This window comes from Nocardioides sp. Root682, from assembly GCF_001427795.1.
Lineage (GTDB): Bacteria > Actinomycetota > Actinomycetes > Propionibacteriales > Nocardioidaceae > Nocardioides.
Genome location: NZ_LMHJ01000001.1, coordinates 282,737 through 302,950 on the forward strand (window position 1 = coordinate 282,737; position 20,214 = coordinate 302,950).

The window sequence follows — 20,214 nt, forward strand, 5'->3', positions numbered from 1 at the left end:
CGTGCTGCTCAGGCCTCTTCTTCGCCGAGGATGGAGCGCAGGCGCTTGGGCGCCGGAGCCTCCTCGACGGGGGCGAGGGTGTCGCCCGGGGTCTGGAGCGATTCGAGCTGCTGCGTGAAGTAGCTCTTGAGCCGCGAGCGGTACTCGCGCTCGAACGAACGCAGCGTCTCGACCTCGGCGGAGAGCTTGTCGCGCTCCTTCTCCAGGTCACCGAAGAGCTGCGTACGACGCTCGGCGGTCTCACCGTCGAGCATCTCGGCGCGCGTGCGGGCGTCGGACTCGAGGCGGTCGGACTTGACCTTCGCCTCGGACTCCAGCCGCTCGGACTTGGTGCGCGCCTCGCCGACGATCTTGTCGGCCTCGTTCTTGGCGTCCTCGACGAGCTCGTCCGCGTTGCGCGTGGCGATCTCGAGGAGTCGCGCCGCGGCGTTGGACGCCTCGGGCACGGTCTCGACGCGGATCGTCTGGATCTTCTGGTCGCCGGCCGGTACGACGGACGGCGCCGCGATCGGCTCGATGGGAGCAGGGACCGCGACCGGAGCAGGCGTCGGGGCGGGCGGCTCGGGAGCAACCTCGGCGACCGGCGCAAGCTGCGTCGGGGCATCGAACGCAGACGAAGATCCGGACTGGGCGGCAGCGAGCTTGGTGCGGAGGTCGTCGTTCTCCTGGGTCAGGCGAGCCAGCTCGGCCTCCACCTCATCCAGGAACTGGTCGACCTCGCCCATGTCGTAGCCCTCGCGCAGCCGGACCGGCGTAAAGCGCTTGTTGCTCACGTCCTCAGGCGTCAGCGGCATGACCTCACCTATCTTCGAAGTACAAGGACAAACTGTCTCGTCAAACTATCTGGTGGAACCTTAGCGCTTGCGGCCGAGAAGGCCGCATCACCCGTCACACAGAGCGCACGAAGGGCGTGTCGCACCACGTCAGGCCAGCAGTCAGGCCATCAGTCAGGCCAGCAGCGTCGATCGATTCACCGACAACAACACGTAGGCCAGGATCATGACCAGGATGAAGCTGACGTCGAGGGCGAAGTTGCCGATCCGGATCGGCTTGATCACCTTGCGCAACGCGTTGATCGGCGGGTCCGTCACCGAGTAGGCCGTCTCCAGGAACACCAGGACAGGTCCGCGCGGCTCCCAGGAGCGGGCGAAGACCTGCACCCAGTCGGTCATGAAGCGGACCCACAGGAACGCAATGAAGGCGAACAGCAGGCCTTCGATGATCCACCCAGCGATACTCACGACACCAATCTATCGGGTGCTCGCGCGGCAGCGCGTCGGGAGCCGCCTCCCGGCAGCTTGCTGCCGCCATCGAGGCGAAGACGCGCTCGCGCCAGACAAACTAGCTCTGGTTGAAGAAACCGTTGTCCGCGATCCGCGCCTTGTCCTCGGCCGCGACCGTGACGTTCGGCGGGGACAGCAGGAAGACCTTGTTGGTGACCCGCTCGATCGTGCCGCGGGTCGCGAAGATCAGGCCGGCCGCGAAGTCGACGAGACGCTTGGCGTCCTGGTCGTTCATCTCGGTGAGGTTCATGATCACCGGAATGCCTTCGCGGTACTCCTCGCCGACCGAGCGCGCCTCGTTGTAGGTCGTCGGGTGCAGGGTCGTGATCCGGGACAGCTCGGCAACGACGGGCTGGGGGGCCACCGCAACGGGACGGCGACGCTCTTCGAGGTCGGCGACGGTGTTGGACGGTACGGCGCGGACGGGACGGGACGCACGCGCCTCGCGGGCCGGTGCCTCGTTCACCTCGTCGTCGTACTCGTCATAGCCGGTGTCTTCCAGCAGGCCGAGGTACTCGCCGATCCTGCGCATCGCACCGCTCATGACTGTTGCCTCCGTGATTCGTGCCCCTGGGTAGAAGGGACATCTGGTGGTGTTCTGGACATTACTGGACTCCAGGCCTCGATCCGAGGACCGCAGTGCCGACGCGCACGTGTGTCGCGCCAGCGGAGATCGCCGCCTCGAGGTCGCCGCTCATGCCGGCGGAGAGGATGGATGCTTCGGGGTGGTCCTCGACGAAGGTCGAGCGGATCTCGGCGAGCCGGGCGAAGGCCTGATCCGGGTCCTCGCCGAGGGGCGCGACCGCCATCAGGCCGCGCAGCTCGAGCTCGGAATGAGCGGCGACGGCGGCAGCCAGATCGTCGAGCCTGCCCGGGTCGGCACCGGCGCGGTGCTCGCTCCCGGGCGCATCCAGGCTCACCTGCAGGAGTACGTCGACCGGCCGACCACGCTCGGCTGCGCCTCGTGCGATCCGGGCGATCAGCTCGGGCCGGTCCACGGACTCGATCACGTCGGCATACCGCGCGACGGCCGCGGTCTTGTTGGACTGCAGTCCACCGATGTAGTGCCACCGGACGTCGAGGTCGGCACACGCCGCGGCCTTCGCCTCGGCCTCCTGGTGGCGGTTCTCCCCCACGTCGGTGACGCCGAGGTCCACGAGCAGGCGCACGTCGGAGGCCGGGAAGAACTTGGTCACGACGACCAGGCGGACGTCGCCGGCCGGTCGTGCGGCGGCCGCACAGGCCGCATCGATGCGGGTGCGGACGACGGCGAGGTTGGCCACGAGCTCCTCACGCCGGCTCATCGGTGGCCACCGAGGCGGATGAGGCCGGCGTGCCGGCCGGCACCGGCGCCGTCGCGTCGATAGGAGTACAGGTCGGGCGACTCACGGGTGCAGCGGCCGGCGTCGATGACCTCGACACCGGCGGCCACGAGCTGCGCGCGCACGCCCGCACCGATGTCGAGGGCAGGCGTGCCCCAGGACGTGGTCGCACGACTCGCGGGAACACGGGCCGCGACCTCTTCCTGCAGGTCGGCCGGGACCTCGTAGCAGGAGCCGCAGATGTGCGGCCCCACCCACGCGCTGACGTGTCCGGCACCCAGCTCACGCATGCGGGCAACCGTCGCAGGGACCACGCCCAGCGCCATGCCGAGCCGACCAGCGTGGGCGGCACCGATGACCCGGGCGTCCGGGTCCGCGAGCAGCACGGGGACGCAGTCGGCCGCGCGGACCATCAGGGTGACGCCCGGTGTGGCCGTGACGATGCCGTCCGCCTCCGGCGGACCGTCGTACGACGTCCGGTCGCCCTCGTCGGCGAGCACCACCGCGTTGCCATGCACCTGGTGCAGGTCGGCGAGGTCGTCACCGGGCGCGAAGTCGTCGAGCAGCAGGCGCAGGTTCTCCGACCGGGCGGACTCCGCGTCCTCGCCGTCCCGGGCGAGGTTCAGCTCGCCGTAGGGGGCAGCACTGACCCCGCCGACCCGGTCCGTGAAGGCCAGGTCAACGGGGCCTGTGGTGATGCGAAACGAATACATGGGTCCTTTTGATGGTCGAGCTCGTCGACCCCTACTTCAGGAAGTCGGGGACATCCAGGTCGTCACCGTCGTCGAACTGGATCGGCGCCTGCGGGGTGCGGGCACCGACCGGCTGCGGCTGCGGCTCGGGGGCCGACTCCCGCACCGGGGTCTCCTCGCGCCGGCTGGCGACCGCGCCTGCAGCGGCGCGGGTCTCGGCCTGCGTCGTCTGCGGGCGGGCCTCGCGCCGGGCGACCGAGTCCTGGCGCTTCGGCAGGCCACCGTCGAAGCCTGCGGCGATGACCGTCACGCGGACCTCGTCACCGAGGGCATCGTCGATGATCGTGCCGAAGATGATGTTGGCGTCGGCGTGCACCGCGTCGGCCACCATCGCGGCGGCCTCGTTGATCTCGAAGATGCCGAGGTCGGAGCCGCCGGCGATCGAGAGCAGGACGCCGTGGGCGCCGTCGATGGACGCCTCGAGCAGCGGGCTGCTGATCGCCATCTCGGCGGCGGCCAGCGCACGGTCCTCACCACGGGCCGAGCCGATGCCCATCAGCGCGGAGCCGGCGTTGCTCATGACGGCCTTGACGTCGGCGAAGTCGACGTTGATCAGACCGGGGGTCGTGATCAGGTCGGTGATGCCGGAGACGCCCTGGAGCAGGACCTGGTCGGCCTGCTTGAAGGCGTCGAGCATCGAGACGTTGCGGTCGGAGATCTGCAGCAGGCGGTCGTTGGGGATCACGATGAGGGTGTCGACCTCTTCGCGGAGCCGCTCGATGCCGTCGTCGGCGGACTTCTTGCGGCGCGCGCCCTCGAAGCTGAACGGACGGGTGACGACACCGATGGTCAGCGCTCCGAGCGAGCGGGCGATGCGAGCGACGACCGGAGCACCACCGGTGCCGGTGCCGCCGCCCTCGCCGGCGGTCACGAAGACCATGTCGGCGCCCTTGATGACCTCTTCGATCTCTTCCGCGTGGTCCTCTGCTGCCCTGCCGCCCACGTCGGGGTTGGCGCCGGCGCCGAGGCCGCGGGTGAGCTCGCGACCGATGTCGAGCTTGACGTCGGCGTCGCTCATCAGCAACGCCTGCGCGTCGGTGTTGATGGCGATGAACTCGACGCCCTTGAGGCCGACCTCGATCATCCGGTTGACGGCGTTCACGCCGCCGCCACCGATGCCGACGACCTTGATGATGGCCAGGTAGTTCTGTGCAGCTGCCACGGCGGCTTCACCTCTCCAGGTGTGTGATCGGAATCGACGGTGCGTTTCGGAAACTGTCACCCTCAGGTAGAGGGTTATAGTTATGTCAACCTCGTCGTGTCCATGACAGTAGGTACGCCACAGACCCTCGCGGCGCAGACACGCCGCACCTGCGCGGGATCATGCGAAAAGATCAGCGTGTGGTCGGTGAACCCGGCACCGAGACGTCGTAGGTCTGCGCCTTGCGGCTGAGCAGCTCCAGCAGGACGGCGGCCTTGTCCGCGGACTGGTCCGCGCTCCCCCACCGGACCAGGCGACCGTCGCGCAGGTGGAGCAGGATCTCGTCGACCGTGCGCACCTCGGCGAACTCGACCATCGCGGAGACCTCGGGATCGAGCGAGGCGACGACCGCCGCGCCTTCCTGGAGGGCGTCCTTGTTCGCGCCGGCGCCGACCTTCACGCGAGGCAGCCCCTTGCGGGCCCGGGCCGGTGCGGGGAAAGCCGTCCCGTCGGCATCGAGGGCCGCTTCGCGCTTGCCGAGGTCGAGCACGGCGATCGGGGTGCGCTCCACGATGTCGATGCGGATCTGGTGCGGCCACTTGCGGGAGACGTCGACGCTCTTGACCGTGGCCAGGGAACGCATCCGCTTCTCGATCGCCTCGAGGTCGACCTGGACCAGCGGTCCACCGGTCGGGACCTCGGCAGCGGCGAGCACCTGCTTCTCGGTGAGCAGGTCGTTGCCGATGACCTGGACACCGTCGGCCCGGAGCCACGAGGAGAAGTACAGCGCGTAGACGCCGAGACCGAGCAGGGCGACGAAGACGATGGCGGCGGCGATGTAGCGCCAGGTCAGCCACCGCCGGGAGCGCTGGCGGCGCGCGAAGGCCTTGCGGGCACGTGCCTGGGCGTCACCGCGGCGAAGGCGGGGTGCCGGTCCCCTGCCGGGCACCCCTCAGCTCCGTTCGACGAGGACGGCGAGGAGCTCGGGTGCGAGCGCTGTCACGTCTCCGGCGCCGAGCATGAGGACCAGGTCGCCCGGGCGGGCGATGTCGCTCAACGTCACCACCACCTGGTCGCGCTCGGACACGAAGCGGACCTGACCGGACGGCAGCGGCACCGCATCGGAGACCAGCGCGCCGGTGACCTGGGGATCGGGGTCCTCGCGGGCGACGTAGACGTCGAGGACGACGACCTCGTCGGCAGCGCCGAGCGCCTCGCCCATCTCCACACCGAAGATCCGCGTGCGCGAGACGAGGTGCGGCTGGAAGCAGACGACCAGGCGCTCGGTGTCTCCCACGAGGGAGCGAGCCGCCTCGAGGTCGCCGCGGATCTCGCTCGGGTGGTGCGCGTAGGAGTCGTAGACCCGCACGCCTGCAGCCTCGCCGATGAGCTCCATGCGCCGCTTGGCGCCGCGGTGGCGGGCCAGCCCTCGGATGAGGGCGGCCGGGTCGGCGCCCAGGTCGAGGCCCGCGGCCAGCGCCAGCAGGGCGTCCTGGGCGTAGTGCCGGCCGGGGACGGCGAGGGTGACGACACCGAGGTCGTCCTCACCCGCGCGCACCCGGAACGTCGCGCCGCCGTCGACGACCACGAAGTCACTGCCCTGGAGGTCGGCACCGTCCTCGAAGCCCGCGCTCGCGACTCCGCTCCACGAGTCGGCAAGAGCAGCAGAGCCGGGGTCGTCGGCGCTGACCACCGCCGTCGATGACGCGCCAGCGACGAACTGTGCGAACGCGGCGGCGTACGCCTCGGGCGTGCCCCAGTGGTCGAGGTGGTCGGCGTCGACGTTGGTGACCACGGCGACCTCGGGGGTGTAGACGAGGAAGGCTCCGTCGGACTCGTCGGCCTCCACGACCGCTACGTCGCCGGTGCCGAGACGAGCGTTCGTGCCGAGGGTCTCGACCTCCGCACCGATGACGAAGGTCGGATCGAGGCCGGCCTCCTGGAGCGCGACGGTGAGCATCGCAGTCGTGGTGGTCTTGCCGTGGGTGCCGGCGACGGCGACGACGCGCTTGCCGATCAGGACCGACTGCAGGCCCGCAGACCGCGGCCAGAGCCGCAGTCCCTGCGCCTGAGCGGCGACGATCTCGGGGTTGTCCTCGCGTGCGGCGGTGGTCGCGACGACGGTGTCGACGCCGTCGACCTGGGCAGCGGAGTGGCCGACGTGGACCGTGATGCCCTCGGACCTCAGGGCCTGTACGACGACCGAGTCGTTCGCGTCGCTGCCGCTGACCGTGATGCCCTGCTGGTGCATCAGGCGGGCGATGCCGGACAGTCCGGCGCCACCGATGCCGACGAAGTGGACCCGACCGAGCTGCTCGGCGGGCAGGATCTCGGCGGGGACGGGGATCTTCACCGGGCGGCCCCGGCGACGTCGCGGATGATGCGCGCCAGCTTCTCGTCGGCATCGCGCGGCACCAGGTCAGCGGCGGCCGCGCCCATCCGGACCAGTCGCTCGGCGTCGGCGACCAGCGCGAGCACCGTGTCGGCGACGTAGTCGGCGGTGAAGTCGGCGTCCTCGACCAGGAGGGCTCCCCCGGCCTCGACGACGGGACGGGCGTTGAGGGCCTGTTCGCCGTTGCCGATCGGCAGGGGCACGAAGATCGCGGGCACGCCGCTCGCGGACGCCTCGACCACGCTGGAGGCACCGGACCGGCAGACCATCAGGTCGGCAGCAGCCAGGGCGAGGTCCATCCGCTCCACGAACGGGAGGACGACGTAGGGCACCCCCGTGGCCACCGGGTCCTGCCACGAGGGATCGCTCGCGCCGTTCGGTCCGATCACGTGCAGCACCTGCACGCCGGCCGAACCGAGCGCCGCGGAGGCACCACTGATGGCCTGGTTGACGCGGCGCGCGCCCTGCGAGCCACCGGTGACGACCAGGGTCGGGCGATCGGCCTCGAGACCGAAGAACGCACGTGCCTCCGCGCGCAGAGCCGGGCGATCGAGGGTCGAGATCATCCGACGGATGGGTAGGCCGACGTACTCCCCCTTCTTCAGGGGGGTGCCGGGGAAGCTGACCGCGACCCGGGTGGCCAGCCGCGATCCGACCTTGTTCGCGATGCCGGGCAGGGCGTTCTGCTCGTGGACGACCAGCGGGATCTTGCGCCGGCGGGCGGCGACGTAGGCCGGCATGGAGACGTAGCCGCCGTAACCGACGATCACGTCCGGCTGGACCTCGTCGATGATCTCGAGAGCCGCCTTGACCGCCGCACGGAGACGCTTGGGCACCAGGAACAGGTCCTTGCCGGGCTTGCGCGGCAGCGGCACAGGGGGCACCAGGCGCAGCGTGTAGCCGGCGGCGGGGACCACCTTGTTCTCCAGGCCGCGAGGGGTGCCCAGGCAGGTGATCTCCACGTCAGGATCGAGGCGACGCAGGGCATCCGCCGTCGCGAGCAGGGGCGAGGTGTGACCCGCCGTTCCACCACCGGCCAACAGAACGCGCACGCGAGAAACCTACCCGCGCGCCGAGAGTCCGGCCGACCTGGCCCGACGACGCTGCGCGAGTGCGCGCGCCGCAGCAGGCTCGCGCCGGGCGAATCCGATGACCAGGCCCAGGGCACTCAGCGTGGGCAGCAGGCTCGAGCCGCCGTACGACACCAGCGGCAGCGGGATCCCGATGACCGGGAGCAGGGCCAGGACCATGCCGACGTTGATGATCATCTGGCCGAGCAGCCACACCACGATGCCGAAGGTGCAGTAGCGGACGAACGGGTCCTTGGTCTCGCGCGCGACGCGGAGGCCGGCGTAGGCGATGACGAGGAACAGGGTGATCACCAGGAGCGTGCCGACCAGGCCCAGCTCTTCTCCCAGTACGGCGAAGATGAAGTCGGTGTAGGCCTCGGGCAGCTGGCCCCACTTCTGCTGGCTGGCACCGATCCCCTCTCCGAAGATGCCGCCGCTGGCCATGGCGTACAGGCCGTGGGCGGGCTGCCAGCCGTTGCCGTGGAAGTCCTTGAACGGGTCCCAGAAGTTCAACAGGCGCTGGACCCGCTCGCCGTTGGTGGCCGCCAGCGCGAGAGCGAGTGAGCCGACGCCGAGGAGGGACACGACGAACAGCTTGTTGGGGGCACCGACGACCCACAGCATGCCGATCAGCAGCGCGAAGAACACCAGCGCCGTACCGAGGTCGTTCCCGAGCACCACGAGCGTCGTGGCCACCACCATGCCGGGAACCACCGGCACCAGCATCTGGTGCAGGCTCTTGAGCCGGCGTTCCTTGTTGGCATAGATGTGCGCCGCCCAGATCACCAGCGAGAGCTTGGCGAGCTCCGAGGGCTGGATCTGGACCGGCCCCAGCGCCAGCCAGTTGGTGTTGCCGTTGGCCTCGACGCCGAGCTTGGCCGTCAGCGCGAGCAGCAACAGCGAGATGGAGAACGCGGGATACGAGAGCCCACGCACCCACGTGGTCGACACCCGGGACGCGATGAACGCGCACGGGACGCCGATGGCCACCCACATCAGCTGCCGCTTGACCACCGCGTAGGAGTCGCCGGTCTCGCTGTAGGCCCGGACGCTGGAGGCGCTCAGCACCATGATCAGGCCGATGGTGAGCAGCAGGGCCGTCGCGCCCAGCAGCAGGTAGTACGTCGTCAGGGGGCGGTCGAGCGCATCCTTCAGCGCGCGCGCCCAGCTGGGTCGCCGGGTGACGACGGCTCGCGGACGACGCCGTACCAGCGACTGGAAGGACAGGCGCGGGCTCTCGGGGTTCGCGGTGGTGATGACGACCCCCTTCAGTCCCTTGCGATGAACTCCCTGACCGCCTCGGCGAACGCGTCGCCGCGGGCGGCGTAGTCGGTGAACTGGTCCATCGAGGCACATCCCGGCGCCAGCAGCACGGTGTCGCCCGACTGGGCCATACCGGCAGCCAGCGCAACGACGCGCCTCATCAGGTCGCCACTTGACTCACCAACTACCCCACCAGTTTCAGGGCTGTTGGCATCGATCACGGGCACATCGGGTGCGTGTCGCGAAAGCGCCTCCGCGATGACCTGCCGGTCCCGCCCGATCAGGACCACGCCGCGCAGCCGCTCACCGACTGATCGGACCAGGTCCTCGAAGCTCGCTCCCTTGGCCAGACCACCGGCCACCCAGACCACCGGCGCGAACGCGGCGAGAGAGGACGCGGCCGCATGCGGGTTGGTGGCCTTCGAGTCGTTGATCCACGTGAGGCCGTCGTGCTCGGCGACCACAGCGATCCGGTGTCCGTCGGGACGGAACGCCTTCAACCCGTCTCGTACGGCGGTCCGGCTGACCCCGTGGGCCAGGGCGAGCGCCGCGGCGGCGAGGGCATTGGCGATGTAGTGCGGAGCACTGGATGCGAGGTCATCGATGGTGCACAGCTCGGCGGCGCTGCTCGAACGCTCCTCGAGGAAGGCGCGGTCGACGAGGAACTCGTCGACAACACCGAGCATTCCGACGCTGGGCATGCCGAGCGTGAAGCCGATGGCGCGAGCGCCCTCGGTGACGTCGGCATCGCGCACGAGCTGCTCGGTCACGGGGTCACTGACGTTGTAGACGCACGCCCGCTGGACGCCGGTGTAGATCCGGCCCTTGTCCCGGGCGTAGCCGTCCATGCCACCCGTGCCGTCGTACCAGTCGAGGTGGTCCTCGGCGACGTTGAGCACGGCAGCGCTCTCGGCAGCCATCGTGTCGGTGGTGTGGAGCTGGAAGCTCGACAGCTCGACGGCGATGACGTCATAGGGCTCGGGGTCCATGACCGCTTCGGTCAGCGGGAGACCCACGTTGCCGGCGGCGACACTGCGCAGGCCAGCGGCGCGCAGGATGCTGTCGAGCATCTGCACGGTGGTCGTCTTGCCGTTGGTGCCGGTGACGCACAGCCAGGGAGCGGGAGCATCGGGATCCCGGAGTCGCCAGGCGAGCTCCACCTCGCCCCAGACCGGTACGCCGCGTTCACGGGCGGCCACGACGATCGGCGCGTCCGGGCGGAAGCCCGGCGACACGACGAGCACGTCGACCTCGCCGTCGGGCAGGGTCGCGGTCGCACCCTCGTGGATGTCGATGCGGGCGCCGAGCACCTCGAGCAGCTCGGCACGTTCGAGGAGAGCGGGCCGGGCCACCTCGGCCACGGCGTGCACGTCGGCACCGAGGTGGAGCAGGTTGTCGACCGCAGCCGCGCCGCTCGTCCCGAACCCGGCGACGACGACGCGGACTCCGTCCCAGGCGTCCTTGCGGCCCAGGGTGGACACGTCGCGGGTGCTCATGCCGTGGTGGTCACAGTCGTGAGACCCACTCGGCGTAGAAGATGCCGAGGCCGGTCGCGACGCACAGGCCGGTGATGATCCAGAACCGGATCACCACGGTGACCTGCTCCCAGCCGAGCATCTCGAAGTGGTGGTGGATGGGCGCCATCCGGAAGATCCGCTTGCCCTTGGTGAGCTTGAAGAAGCCGACCTGCATCATCACCGACGCCGTCTCGAGGACGAAGAGTCCACCGAGGACGACCAGCAGCAGCTCGGTGCGGGTCAGGATCGCGAACCCGGCGAGGGCGCTGCCGAGCGCCAGCGAGCCGGTGTCCCCCATGAAGATCTTGGCGGGCGAGGCGTTCCACCACAGGAAGCCGAAACAGGCCCCGGTGATGGCGGCCGCGATGATCGCGAGGTCGAGCGGATCTCGCACGTTGTAGCAGGAAGCGCTCGGCTCGTCCTGGCAGAACTGGTTGTTCTGCCAGATGTTCACGAGCGTGTAGGCGCCGAAGACCATCACGCAGGCGCCTGCTGCGAGGCCGTCCAGCCCGTCGGTGAGGTTGACGGCGTTGCTGAAGCCGGCAACCAGGAGCCAGATGAACAGCAGAGCCAGCACGGTCGGCAGGACGAACCAGTCGAGCTCGCGCAGGAAGGAGACCTTGTCGCTCGCCGGGCTCCGGCCGTTCTCGTCCTCGAGCCACGTCGACAGTGCAAGCCAGCCGAAGACCAGCGCGACAACGGTCTGCCCGGCCATCTTGGCCTTGCTGCGCAGGCCGAGACTGCGCTGCTTGGAGATCTTGATGAAGTCGTCGAGGAAGCCGACCAGGCCCATCCCGACGAAGAGGAAGAGGAGCAGCAAGGCCGATGCGCTGGGCGTCGTGAGCGTGATCAGCTTCGCTGCGAAGTAGCCGATGACCGCAGCAAGGATGATGACGACGCCGCCCATGGTGGGGGTGCCGCGCTTGGTGTGGTGACTGGTCGGGCCGTCGTCGCGGATCTCCTGCCCGTAGCCCCACTGCGTGAACCAGTGGATGGCCACACGCGTGCCGAGCAGTGAGATCAGCAACGAGATGCCGCCTCCGAGAAGGATCGCTCTCACTGCATGGTCCCCTTCAGGATGCTCGCTGCCACCAGCTCCAAGGCGGCGCCGCGCGACGCCTTGACGAGGACGACGTCCTCCGGTCCGGCATTCTGCCGCACCCATGCCACCGCGTCGTCCCGGCCCGCCGTGACGATCACCTCACCGACCGTGTTACCGGACTCCGACCGGGCACCCTCGGCCATGCCGCGGGCCGCCTCGGTGACCACGAGGAGTACGTCGACCCCGAGCTCCGCGGCAGCGCGGCCCACTGCTCGATGGCCGGCCTCGTGCTCCGCACCGAGCTCCTTCATCTCCCCCAGGATCGCGACGGTACGACGGCGCGAGCCGCCCTCGCCCCGGCCGATGGCGACCAGCGCCTCCAGCGCTGCCCGCATCGATTCGGGGTTGGCGTTGTAGGAGTCGTTGATCACGACGAGCCCGTCGGCACGCTCGGTGACCTCCATCCGCCACGGCGATGCCGCGGCTGCTGTGCCGAGCGCGACGGCCACGTCCGCAGGAGCGAAACCTGCGCCGATCGCCATCGCGGCCGCGGCCGCGGCGTTGAGCACCTGGTGCGCACCGGACTGCAACAACGTCACGGCATGCCACTGGTCGTCGTACCCGAGCTCGAAGGTGGGCCGGCCCAGCGCGTCGAGGGTCAGGTTGCGCCAGCTCACCGCACCGGCCGAGCCGAAGGACACGATGCGCGCGGAGGTCCGGGTCGCCATCGCAGCCACGAGCGGGTCGTCGGCGTTGAGGACGGCGACCCCGTCGTCCGGCAGGGCCGCGATGATCTCGCCCTTCGCCTGCGCGATGACGTCCTGGCCGCCGAACTCACCGACATGGGCGCTGCCGACGTTGAGGGCGGCCGCGATCCGGGGCGGCGCGATCTCGCACAGGTAAGAGATGTGGCCGACGCCGCGCGCGCCCATCTCCACGACGACATGACTGGTCGTGGTGCTCGCACGGAGCACGGTGAGCGGGACACCGAGCTCGTTGTTGTTGTTCGCCGTCGTGGCGACCACGGCCTCCGCGGACGTGAGTGCCCGCAGCACGGCAGCGAGGTAGTCCTTCGTGCCGGTCTTGCCCTGCGAGCCGGTGAGCGCGATCACGGTCGTGTCCAGGAGGTCGAGGACATGGCGTGCGAGCAGGCCCAGGGCGACGACCGGGTCGTCCACGACGACCGTCGGCGCGGTGGTCGGGCGGCTGCCCAGCACTGCGTGCGCACCCTCTGCGTAGGCGTGGCCGTCGGTCCGCTCCCCCACGATCGCGACGAAGAGTCCGTCGGGGACCGGTGAGCGGCTGTCGACGTACGCCGGACCGGCGACGACGACGTCGTCACCGTGCAGGGCGCCACCGACGACCCGAGCGACCTCGGACAGCTGGAGGGGAATCATCGTGGGCCGTCCAGGGCGGCGAGCACCTCGCGCGCCACCTGGCGGTCGTCGAACGGATGAACCACGCCGGCGACCTCCTGTCCGGTCTCGTGCCCCTTGCCGGCGATCAGCACGACGTCGCCGTCACCGGCTCCGGCCAGGGCGGACTCGATCGCGGCACGACGGTCACCGATCTCCACGATCTCGGCGTCGGAAGCCACTTCGCGGGCACCGGCGAGGACCTCGGCCCGGACCGCGGCAGGGTCCTCGGACCGCGGGTTGTCGTCGGTCACGATCACGACGTCGGCGAGCTCGGCAGCGATCGCTCCCATCACCGGGCGCTTCCCCCGGTCACGGTCCCCGCCCGCACCGATCACCACGACGAGGCGCCTGCGGGTGACCGGGCGCAGCGTACGAAGGACGGCGTCGACCGCGTCGGGCTTGTGGGCGTAGTCGACGACGACGGTGAGGTCGCGGTCGGTGTCGATCCGCTCCAGACGACCGGGAACCCCGCCAGAACGGGCAATTCCGTCCGCGACGTCCTGTGCGTCGAGTCCTGCTTCGGCTGCAGAGGCGATGGCGGCCAGGGAATTGGCGACGTTGAACTCCCCCGGCAGCGGTACGACGCCCGCGACCGTGATGCCGTCAGGCCCGTGCACGGTGAACCGCGACCCGTCGGCGCCGAGCACGACGTCGCTGACCGTCCAGTCGGCGGCAGCGGCCGCGGGGCCGACGCCGTAGGTGCGGACCGGGATCGGGGCCTCGCGGGCCAGCCGCTGCCCGTGCTCGTCGTCGATGCAGACCAGGCCACGCCGCGCGTGCTCCGGAGTGAACAGCAGTGCCTTGGCCGAGAAGTAGTCCTCGACGTCGACATGGAAGTCCAGGTGGTCGCGACCGAGGTTGGTGAACACCGCGACGTCGAAGCGGACGCCGTCGACCCGGCCCATCACCAGAGCGTGGCTGGACACCTCCATCGCACAGGCCGTCACTTCGAGCTCGCGCATCCGGGCGAAGAGCCCGTGCAGGTCCGGCGCCTCAGGGGTGGTGAGGGCGGTCTTGACCTCCTCACCCGCGATCCGGGTGCCGACCGTGCCCACCACCGCGCTGCGGATCCCGCTCGCGAGGAGGCCACCGTCGAGGAGTCGGGTGACCGTCGTCTTGCCCTGCGTGCCCGTGACGCCGATCGTGGTCAACGCCGCAGCGGGTTCGCCGTAGATCTGTGCGGCCACCGCGCCCAGCACCGCCCGCGGATCGTCCACGACGAGCAGCGGCAGGTCCCAGCCCGACGCCTCGGCCACACCGGACGGGTCGGTCAGCACGGCAGCGGCGCCCGCCGTCCATGCCTGCTCGGTGAACGAGGCACCGTGGGCGCGGCTGCCCGGCAGCGCGGCGTACAGGTCGCCCGGCTGGACGCGACGCGAGTCGAGGGTCATCCCGAGGAGGCTCACCCCTGGGAAGACAGGCGCCAGCCCGAGGGCCCGGGCGATGGCGTCGAGGGACGTCAGCGGCGGGTGGACGGGGCGGGTGGTCGGGTCGCTCACCACTCGACCGGAGTCTGGTTGGGCTTGGCCCCGGTCGGCGGGACGCCGTACCGACGAAGGGTGTAGCTCATCAGCTTCGAGAAGGCCGGACCGGCCACGCTGCCACCGCCACTGCCACTGCGCGGGCTGTGGACGACGACGTAGATCGTGAAGCGCGGGTCATCGGCAGGTGCGAAGCCGGCGAACGAGACCGAGGTGCTGCCGTCGTAGCGGCCCTCCTTGCCGACCCGCTGCGCGGTACCCGTCTTGCCGGCGACCCGGTAGCCGGGGACTGCCGCGCGCGGAGCCACACCGGCGTCGGGGTCGACCACCCGCTCCATCATCAGCATCGTCTCGCGGGCAGCGTCGGCGCTGACCACCCGGCGGGTGCCGGCGGCGTCGCTGCCGACCTTCGCGCCGTCGTCGGTCGTCGCCTCGCCCTGGATCAGGCTGGGGTCGATCCGCACTCCCCCGTTGGCGATCGTGTTGATCGCAGCCGCCATCTGGAGTGCGTTGACCGACAGGGACTGCCCGAACGCGATGCGGTCACCGACCTGCGACGTCCACGCGGCCCCCTTCGGGAGCAGGCCCTTGGTCTCGCCGCCGAGCCCGACGCGGGTCTGCTGGCCGAGCCCGAACTTCTCGAGGTAGGACCGCAGCTGGCCGCGCTTGAACTGGTCGGCGGCCAGCACCGTGCCGATGTTGGAGGACTTGGCGATGATGCCCGCCAGGGTCAGCTTGATCGTCCCGTGGTCCCAGTAGTCACCGATCGGCCGGTCCTGGCGGTTCAGCTGACCGGGCACCCGGAACTTCTGCTCCTTGAACGCCAGGCCGGCATCGACCAGCGAGCTGATCGTCAGCACCTTCTCGACCGAGCCGGGCTCGTAGACGTCAGTGAGGGCAGAGGACTTGTAGAGCTCGTCGGTGTACTCGTAGGGATCCGACGCGTCGTACGTCGGGTAGTCCGCCAGGGCGAGCACCTGACCGGTCCGGCTGTCCATGATGATCGCGATGCCGGACTCGGCGGCTGCCCTGACGACGGTCTGCTGGAGGACCCGTTGGGCGTAGAACTGCAGGTCGCGGTCGATCGTGGTGCGCACGTCCTTGCCGTCGACGGCCGGCGTCACCGTGTTGTCACCGAGCGGGATCTGGTTGCCGGCACCGACCTGGTAGCGCGCCTCGCCGTCCTTGCCCGAGAGGTAGCGGTCGAACGAGTCCTCGAGGCCGGCGAGCGCCTGCGCGGAGCCGTCGTTCTTCGGCGTGCCCAGGAAGCCGAGCACGTTGGCGGCGACCTCGTCGTTGGGATAGATCCGCAGCGGGTCGCGCTCGGTCATCAGTCCGGCGAACGGGCGACCCTTGTCGTCCTTGAACTTCTCGGCGACGTCCGACACGACCTTCTCGGCCTTGCTCGCCGGGACCTGCCGGGCGACGTACTGGAAGCGACTTCCCTTCGTGCGCAGTCGCTTCAACGTGTCGAAGTAGTCGACACCGAGCCGGTCGGACAGCAGCGTCGCCAGCTCCGGAGCGACCGCGGCGGTCACGGCCGGGTCGGCCACGATCATCCGGCCGTCGACGGTCTCGGCCAGCGCCTCACCGTTGCGGTCCAGGATCTCCCCGCGGGTCGCCGGCAGCGTGACGATCTGCGACCCCTCGGCGGCGGCCATCTGCGCGTAGTCCTGCGGGTCGATGCCCTGAAGCTGCACCAGGCGGGCGGCGAAGACGGACAGGACCATCGCGATCAGCAGGAAGCCGATCTGCATCCGCCGCTGGGGCGATCCGCGACGCACCGCACCGGTGGTGCGGGTCTGGCGGAGTGGATTGTGTCGGCTCAACGCTCTCGTCCTGGTCGCTGACGTTGTCTGGGTGCCCGGAGAGTGTCCAACCTAGGCGGAGCGATCAACGATTCCGGGCGGGCGCGCCGTCGGCGCGCACCTTGACCGTCTTCGCCTTGAGGGAGGCTGGCTTGCGCGGTCCCGGAGTGGCCAGCGGAATGCTGTCCTCCGCGGACGCAGGCGTCGGGTGGCCGCTGATCTTGCCGCTCCCGAGATGCAGGACGCCGGCAGGCGTCGAAGGGATCACCATGCCGAGCTTCTGGGCGGCCTGCGCCACCCGCTGGGGACCGCGCAGCTCCTGGATGTCCATCTCCAGCGCCTCCTGCTGCGCGCTGAGGTCGGTGGCCTGCTTCTCGAGCGCGGTCGCCCGGAACGACGCCTGCTGCATCGAGGTGTTGAACAGCAGCAGACCGATGACCCCCGCCAGCAGGATGATGCTCACGAACGTCACGAACGGCACCCGGGGTGCCGTCGTACGACGGCGCGGCACCACGGTGAGCCGGGCACGCTCCAGCGCAGCCTGGGCCAGCCGGGGCGCAGCGTGCGGCAGGCGGCTGCGGAGGGCGGATGCGGTGCTGCTCATGATGCGGCTCCCTTGCCGGACGAGGTGGAACGTGGACGAGTGCGCTCGATGGCGCGAAGTCGGACGGAGGCGGCGCGAGGGTTCTCCTCGATCTCCGCTTCGTTTGCCTGCTCCGCGCCCCGCGTGACCAGCCGGTACGACGGCTCGGACCCTTCGGGCAGGAACGGCAGGTCGTCGGGGACCGTCGAGCGGGTGACGTCCGCGAACGTCCGTTTCACCAGCCGGTCCTCGAGCGAGTGGTACGACTCGACGACCACCCGGCCACCGAGCCCGATCGCCTCGACGGCGGCCGGCATGGCCCGCTCGAGCACCCGGAGCTCGTCGTTGACCTCCATCCGCAGCGCCTGGAAGGTGCGCTTGGCGGGGTGGCCACCGGTGCGGCGTGCGGGCGCGGGGATGGCGGCGTAGAGCAGCTCCACGAGCCTGGCCGAGTTGGTGAACGGCTCGACCTCCCGCTCCCTCACGACGGCCGAGGCGATCCGCTTGGCCATCTTCTCCTCGCCGTACCTCTGGAGGATGCGGGTCAGGTCGCCGGCGCTGTAGGTGTTGAGGACGTCGGCCGCGGTCGGGCCGGTGGTGCCGTCCATCCGCATGTCGAGCGGTGCGTCGATCGAGTAGGCGAAGCCCCGTTCGGGCAGGTCGAGCTGCATCGACGAGACGCCGAGGTCGAAGAGCACGCCCGCGACCTCCCGCAGCCCGAGGTCGGCGATCACGTCGGGGATCTCGTCGTAGACGGCGTGCACCCCGGTGAAGCGGTCGCCGTACGACGCCAGCCGCTCGCGGCTCATCGCCAGCGCCTGGGGGTCGCGGTCGATGCCGACAACGCGAGCCTGGGGACACCGTTCCAGCACTGCTTCGCTGTGACCGCCGAGCCCGAGGGTGGCGTCGATCAGCACCGCGTCGGGGTGGTCGAGCGCGGGCGCGAGAAGGGCGACGACCCGGTCGAGGAGGACGGGGACGTGGCGCGGAGCGTTCATGTCGCGTCAGCGCCCTGCAACGTGGGTGGCGAGCAGGAGCAGGGAGCACGCGAGCGAGACCGCCAGGGAGAAGGCCATCAAGGCCAGTGCCTCCCGGGCCTGTTCCCTGACGCGCGGCGACACCGAACGCTCGCCGGACGCATCCGGTGCGTGCGTGCGAATGACGCTCATGGTTTCGACCCTTTGAGTACTGGTGCTGGAAATGAGGCGGATCCGCAGAGCCAGGTCCCTGCCCGCTCCCGTGCCGGCGTGTGTTCGGGTGCCGTCTGGTGCCGGGGAAGTGCCCCAGAAGGCCGGGTGTCCCCGTTGTCGCCGTGACCGCCTGGTACCGGGGAAGGTGTCCCAGGTGGGGGTCGACATCGGGGTGTCGGGAGCGGGAGCGGGCTGAGACCTCGTCCTGCGGATCCGCGATTGAGTTGTGAAGGCGCTGGTTCGCGCCGGTGCTGCTAGTCGTCGTCCTCGTCGAGGTCGGCGAACTCCTCCAGCGCTTCGAGCTGGAACTCGCGCCATGCAGTCGGGTTCCAGATCTCGAGCCGGTCCCGCACACCGATCACGACGACGTCGCGCTCGAGTCCGGCGTACTCACGCAGGAGGGCCGGAATGCCGATCCGTCCCTGCTTGTCAGGCGTGCTCTCGTCGCCACCGGCGAAGAGCACTCGGGCGTACCGGCGGGCGGCGCGGTTGGTCATCGGCCGGGCGGAGGCCCGCTCGGCTTCGTCGGCGAAGACATCGGTCGGCCAGACGACCAGGCACTTGTCCTGTCCCTGTGTGACCACGATGCCCTCCGCCAGTCGATCCCTGAACTTCGCCGGGAGGAACAGGCGGCCCTTGTCATCGAGCTTGGGGGTGTAGGTGCCCATGAAGAGCATCCGGCACCCCCAGCCAGTCAACGTGTGGTCTGTCCTCCACTTTGCCCCACAGTACTCCACTTTGCCCCACCGTCAACCACCATTCACCACGATTCGGCCACTGGGGTCGGCTCGAGGCCGCTGGCGTGCGCAAGGAACCGCAGGTCAGCGGCCTGTTCGGTGCGGTGGAGCGAAGTGGAGGAGAAGTGGAGGAGAAACCGCCCCGAACGGGAACGGAGTGGAGGAGGGCGTCTTCACCCAGTGGCGCCGTAGGGTGACTCCACCGATCCACAGCAGGCAGAGGGAGACGACGTGGAGTCCCAGATCAGCCCACCGATGACCGAGAGCGACGTGGAGTCCGTCGCTCGGGTCGCCGGCCGGATCCGCGCCAACGTCGAGAAGGTCATCGAGGGCAAGAGCGACGTGGTGACCGCGTCGATCATCGTGATGCTCGCCGAGGGCCACCTGCTGATCGAGGACGTGCCGGGCGTCGGGAAGACGATGCTGAGCAAGGCGCTGGCCCGCAGCATCGACTCGACGGTCCGACGGATCCAGTTCACCCCCGACCTGCTGCCCTCGGACATCACCGGCGTCTCGGTCTACAACCAGTCGACCCGGGCCTTCGAGTTCCGCCCGGGCGGGGTGTTCGCCAATGTCGTCATCGGTGACGAGATCAACCGGGCCTCACCCAAGACCCAGTCGGCACTGCTCGAGTGCATGGCCGAGCGCCAGGTGACCGTCGACAACGTCACCTACCAGCTCGAGTCGCCGTTCATGGTGATCGCGACCCAGAACCCGGTCGAGATGGAGGGCACCTACCCGCTCCCCGAGGCACAGCGCGACCGGTTCCTCGCCCGGGTCTCGGTCGGCTACCCCGTGCCCGCGGCGGAGATCGCGATGCTCGAGAGCCATGGCACCACCAACCCGCTCGACGACCTCGGTCCGGTGACCGACAGTGCCGAGATCCGTCGCCTCTGCGGCATCGTCGCCCGCGTCCACGTCTCGCCGGCCGTCCAGCGCTACGCCGTCGCCCTGACTGCGGCGACCCGCGAGAGCCCCGAGCTGCTGCTGGGCGCCTCCCCTCGCGCGACCTTGCACCTGGTTCGAGCAGCGAAGGCGCGCGCCGCGGTGCACCACCGCGACTACGTCCTTCCCGACGACGTGCGGTCACTCCTGCAGCCGGTGCTGGCCCACCGCCTGCTCCCGAGCGCCGAAGCAGCGGTCGGCGGCCGGGGCGCCGCATCGATCCTCGAGGCCATCGCTGCACAGGTTCCGGTGCCGGACTCCCCTGCCTGA

The 20,214-nt window shown here is 70.0% G+C and carries 20 protein-coding genes; 1 reads left to right on the top strand and 19 read right to left on the bottom strand.

Annotated elements, in window-relative coordinates; translation table 11 throughout:
• Positions 1-8 precede the first annotated feature (8 nt).
• The 19 genes from ASD84_RS26080 to mraZ form a co-directional block, all read right to left on the bottom strand.
• Positions 9-794, bottom strand: a complete 786-nt coding sequence (locus ASD84_RS26080; RefSeq protein ID WP_056705986.1) for a DivIVA domain-containing protein — start codon at positions 792-794, stop codon at positions 9-11.
• A 153-nt stretch (positions 795-947) separates the two neighbouring features.
• Positions 948-1,241, bottom strand: a complete 294-nt coding sequence (locus ASD84_RS01365) for a YggT family protein (protein ID WP_056705988.1) — start codon at positions 1,239-1,241, stop codon at positions 948-950.
• Between the two features lie 100 nt (positions 1,242-1,341).
• The gene (locus ASD84_RS01370; protein WP_056705990.1) at positions 1,342-1,827 is read right to left on the bottom strand and encodes a cell division protein SepF; all 486 of its coding nucleotides are present in this window, start codon (positions 1,825-1,827) and stop codon (positions 1,342-1,344) included.
• A 61-nt stretch (positions 1,828-1,888) separates the two neighbouring features.
• The gene (locus ASD84_RS01375; RefSeq protein ID WP_056705992.1) at positions 1,889-2,587 is read right to left on the bottom strand and encodes a YggS family pyridoxal phosphate-dependent enzyme; all 699 of its coding nucleotides are present in this window, start codon (positions 2,585-2,587) and stop codon (positions 1,889-1,891) included.
• Entirely contained in the window at positions 2,584-3,318 is a 735-nt protein-coding gene (gene pgeF / locus ASD84_RS01380) for a peptidoglycan editing factor PgeF (RefSeq protein WP_056705994.1), read from the bottom strand. The genes ASD84_RS01375 and pgeF overlap by 4 nt, the downstream gene beginning before the upstream one ends.
• Positions 3,319-3,349: 31 nt before the next feature.
• The gene (gene ftsZ / locus ASD84_RS01385) at positions 3,350-4,519 is read right to left on the bottom strand and encodes a cell division protein FtsZ (RefSeq protein ID WP_056705995.1); all 1,170 of its coding nucleotides are present in this window, start codon (positions 4,517-4,519) and stop codon (positions 3,350-3,352) included.
• A 172-nt stretch (positions 4,520-4,691) separates the two neighbouring features.
• Positions 4,692-5,447: a cell division protein FtsQ/DivIB gene (locus tag ASD84_RS01390; RefSeq protein ID WP_056705997.1), complete on the bottom strand. Its 756-nt coding sequence runs from the start codon at positions 5,445-5,447 to the stop codon at positions 4,692-4,694.
• Positions 5,448-5,450: 3 nt separating this feature from the next.
• Positions 5,451-6,851, bottom strand: a complete 1,401-nt coding sequence (murC, locus tag ASD84_RS01395) for a UDP-N-acetylmuramate--L-alanine ligase (RefSeq protein WP_056705999.1) — start codon at positions 6,849-6,851, stop codon at positions 5,451-5,453.
• On the bottom strand, positions 6,848-7,942 hold the full coding sequence (gene murG, locus ASD84_RS01400) for an undecaprenyldiphospho-muramoylpentapeptide beta-N-acetylglucosaminyltransferase (RefSeq protein WP_056706001.1): 1,095 nt from the start codon (positions 7,940-7,942) through the stop codon (positions 6,848-6,850). The genes murC and murG overlap by 4 nt, the downstream gene beginning before the upstream one ends.
• A 9-nt stretch (positions 7,943-7,951) precedes the next feature.
• Positions 7,952-9,316, bottom strand: a complete 1,365-nt coding sequence (gene ftsW, locus ASD84_RS01405; protein WP_082573087.1) for a putative lipid II flippase FtsW — start codon at positions 9,314-9,316, stop codon at positions 7,952-7,954.
• Complete coding sequence (gene murD, locus ASD84_RS01410; RefSeq protein ID WP_056706004.1) at positions 9,229-10,719, bottom strand: UDP-N-acetylmuramoyl-L-alanine--D-glutamate ligase; 1,491 nt, start codon at positions 10,717-10,719, stop codon at positions 9,229-9,231. The genes ftsW and murD overlap by 88 nt, the downstream gene beginning before the upstream one ends.
• Positions 10,720-10,729: 10 nt before the next feature.
• A complete protein-coding gene (mraY, locus tag ASD84_RS01415) occupies positions 10,730-11,800 on the bottom strand; it encodes a phospho-N-acetylmuramoyl-pentapeptide-transferase (protein ID WP_056706006.1) in 1,071 nt (356 codons plus the stop codon).
• Entirely contained in the window at positions 11,797-13,179 is a 1,383-nt protein-coding gene (locus ASD84_RS01420) for a UDP-N-acetylmuramoyl-tripeptide--D-alanyl-D-alanine ligase (protein WP_056706007.1), read from the bottom strand. Before ASD84_RS01420 ends, mraY begins: the two co-directional genes overlap by 4 nt.
• Entirely contained in the window at positions 13,176-14,699 is a 1,524-nt protein-coding gene (locus ASD84_RS01425; protein ID WP_235530923.1) for a UDP-N-acetylmuramoyl-L-alanyl-D-glutamate--2,6-diaminopimelate ligase, read from the bottom strand. Before ASD84_RS01425 ends, ASD84_RS01420 begins: the two co-directional genes overlap by 4 nt.
• On the bottom strand, positions 14,696-16,510 hold the full coding sequence (locus ASD84_RS01430) for a peptidoglycan D,D-transpeptidase FtsI family protein (protein ID WP_235530924.1): 1,815 nt from the start codon (positions 16,508-16,510) through the stop codon (positions 14,696-14,698). Before ASD84_RS01430 ends, ASD84_RS01425 begins: the two co-directional genes overlap by 4 nt.
• Before the next feature lie 64 nt (positions 16,511-16,574).
• Complete coding sequence (locus ASD84_RS01435; protein WP_056706017.1) at positions 16,575-17,093, bottom strand: hypothetical protein; 519 nt, start codon at positions 17,091-17,093, stop codon at positions 16,575-16,577.
• Entirely contained in the window at positions 17,090-18,070 is a 981-nt protein-coding gene (rsmH, locus tag ASD84_RS01440; protein ID WP_056706018.1) for a 16S rRNA (cytosine(1402)-N(4))-methyltransferase RsmH, read from the bottom strand. The genes ASD84_RS01435 and rsmH overlap by 4 nt, the downstream gene beginning before the upstream one ends.
• Before the next feature lie 6 nt (positions 18,071-18,076).
• Complete coding sequence (locus ASD84_RS24955; RefSeq protein ID WP_156391521.1) at positions 18,077-18,241, bottom strand: hypothetical protein; 165 nt, start codon at positions 18,239-18,241, stop codon at positions 18,077-18,079.
• 275 nt (positions 18,242-18,516) lie between these two features.
• Positions 18,517-18,930: a division/cell wall cluster transcriptional repressor MraZ gene (gene mraZ / locus ASD84_RS01445; RefSeq protein WP_321164000.1), complete on the bottom strand. Its 414-nt coding sequence runs from the start codon at positions 18,928-18,930 to the stop codon at positions 18,517-18,519.
• A 324-nt stretch (positions 18,931-19,254) separates the two neighbouring features.
• Between mraZ and ASD84_RS01450 the strand changes: the two genes are divergently transcribed.
• Entirely contained in the window at positions 19,255-20,214 is a 960-nt protein-coding gene (locus tag ASD84_RS01450) for an AAA family ATPase (RefSeq protein ID WP_056710506.1), read from the top strand.

What these genes read in the sequence shown, in the direction of transcription:
- ASD84_RS01435 (WP_056706017.1), bottom strand. Translation starts at nt 17,093, where the DNA reads ATGAGCAGCACCGCATCCGCCCTCCGCAGCCGCCTGCCGCACGCTGCG.
- ASD84_RS26080 (WP_056705986.1), bottom strand. Translation starts at nt 794, where the DNA reads ATGCCGCTGACGCCTGAGGACGTGAGCAACAAGCGCTTTACGCCGGTC.
- ASD84_RS01450 (WP_056710506.1), top strand. Translation starts at nt 19,255, where the DNA reads ATGACCGAGAGCGACGTGGAGTCCGTCGCTCGGGTCGCCGGCCGGATC.
- murD (WP_056706004.1), bottom strand. Translation starts at nt 10,719, where the DNA reads ATGAGCACCCGCGACGTGTCCACCCTGGGCCGCAAGGACGCCTGGGAC.
- pgeF (WP_056705994.1), bottom strand. Translation starts at nt 3,318, where the DNA reads ATGTATTCGTTTCGCATCACCACAGGCCCCGTTGACCTGGCCTTCACG.
- ftsW (WP_082573087.1), bottom strand. Translation starts at nt 9,316, where the DNA reads ATGTGCCTCGATGGACCAGTTCACCGACTACGCCGCCCGCGGCGACGC.
- mraZ (WP_321164000.1), bottom strand. Translation starts at nt 18,930, where the DNA reads ATGGGCACCTACACCCCCAAGCTCGATGACAAGGGCCGCCTGTTCCTC.
- rsmH (WP_056706018.1), bottom strand. Translation starts at nt 18,070, where the DNA reads ATGAACGCTCCGCGCCACGTCCCCGTCCTCCTCGACCGGGTCGTCGCC.
- ASD84_RS01370 (WP_056705990.1), bottom strand. Translation starts at nt 1,827, where the DNA reads ATGAGCGGTGCGATGCGCAGGATCGGCGAGTACCTCGGCCTGCTGGAA.
- ASD84_RS01420 (WP_056706007.1), bottom strand. Translation starts at nt 13,179, where the DNA reads ATGATTCCCCTCCAGCTGTCCGAGGTCGCTCGGGTCGTCGGTGGCGCC.
- ASD84_RS01375 (WP_056705992.1), bottom strand. Translation starts at nt 2,587, where the DNA reads ATGAGCCGGCGTGAGGAGCTCGTGGCCAACCTCGCCGTCGTCCGCACC.
- ASD84_RS24955 (WP_156391521.1), bottom strand. Translation starts at nt 18,241, where the DNA reads ATGAGCGTCATTCGCACGCACGCACCGGATGCGTCCGGCGAGCGTTCG.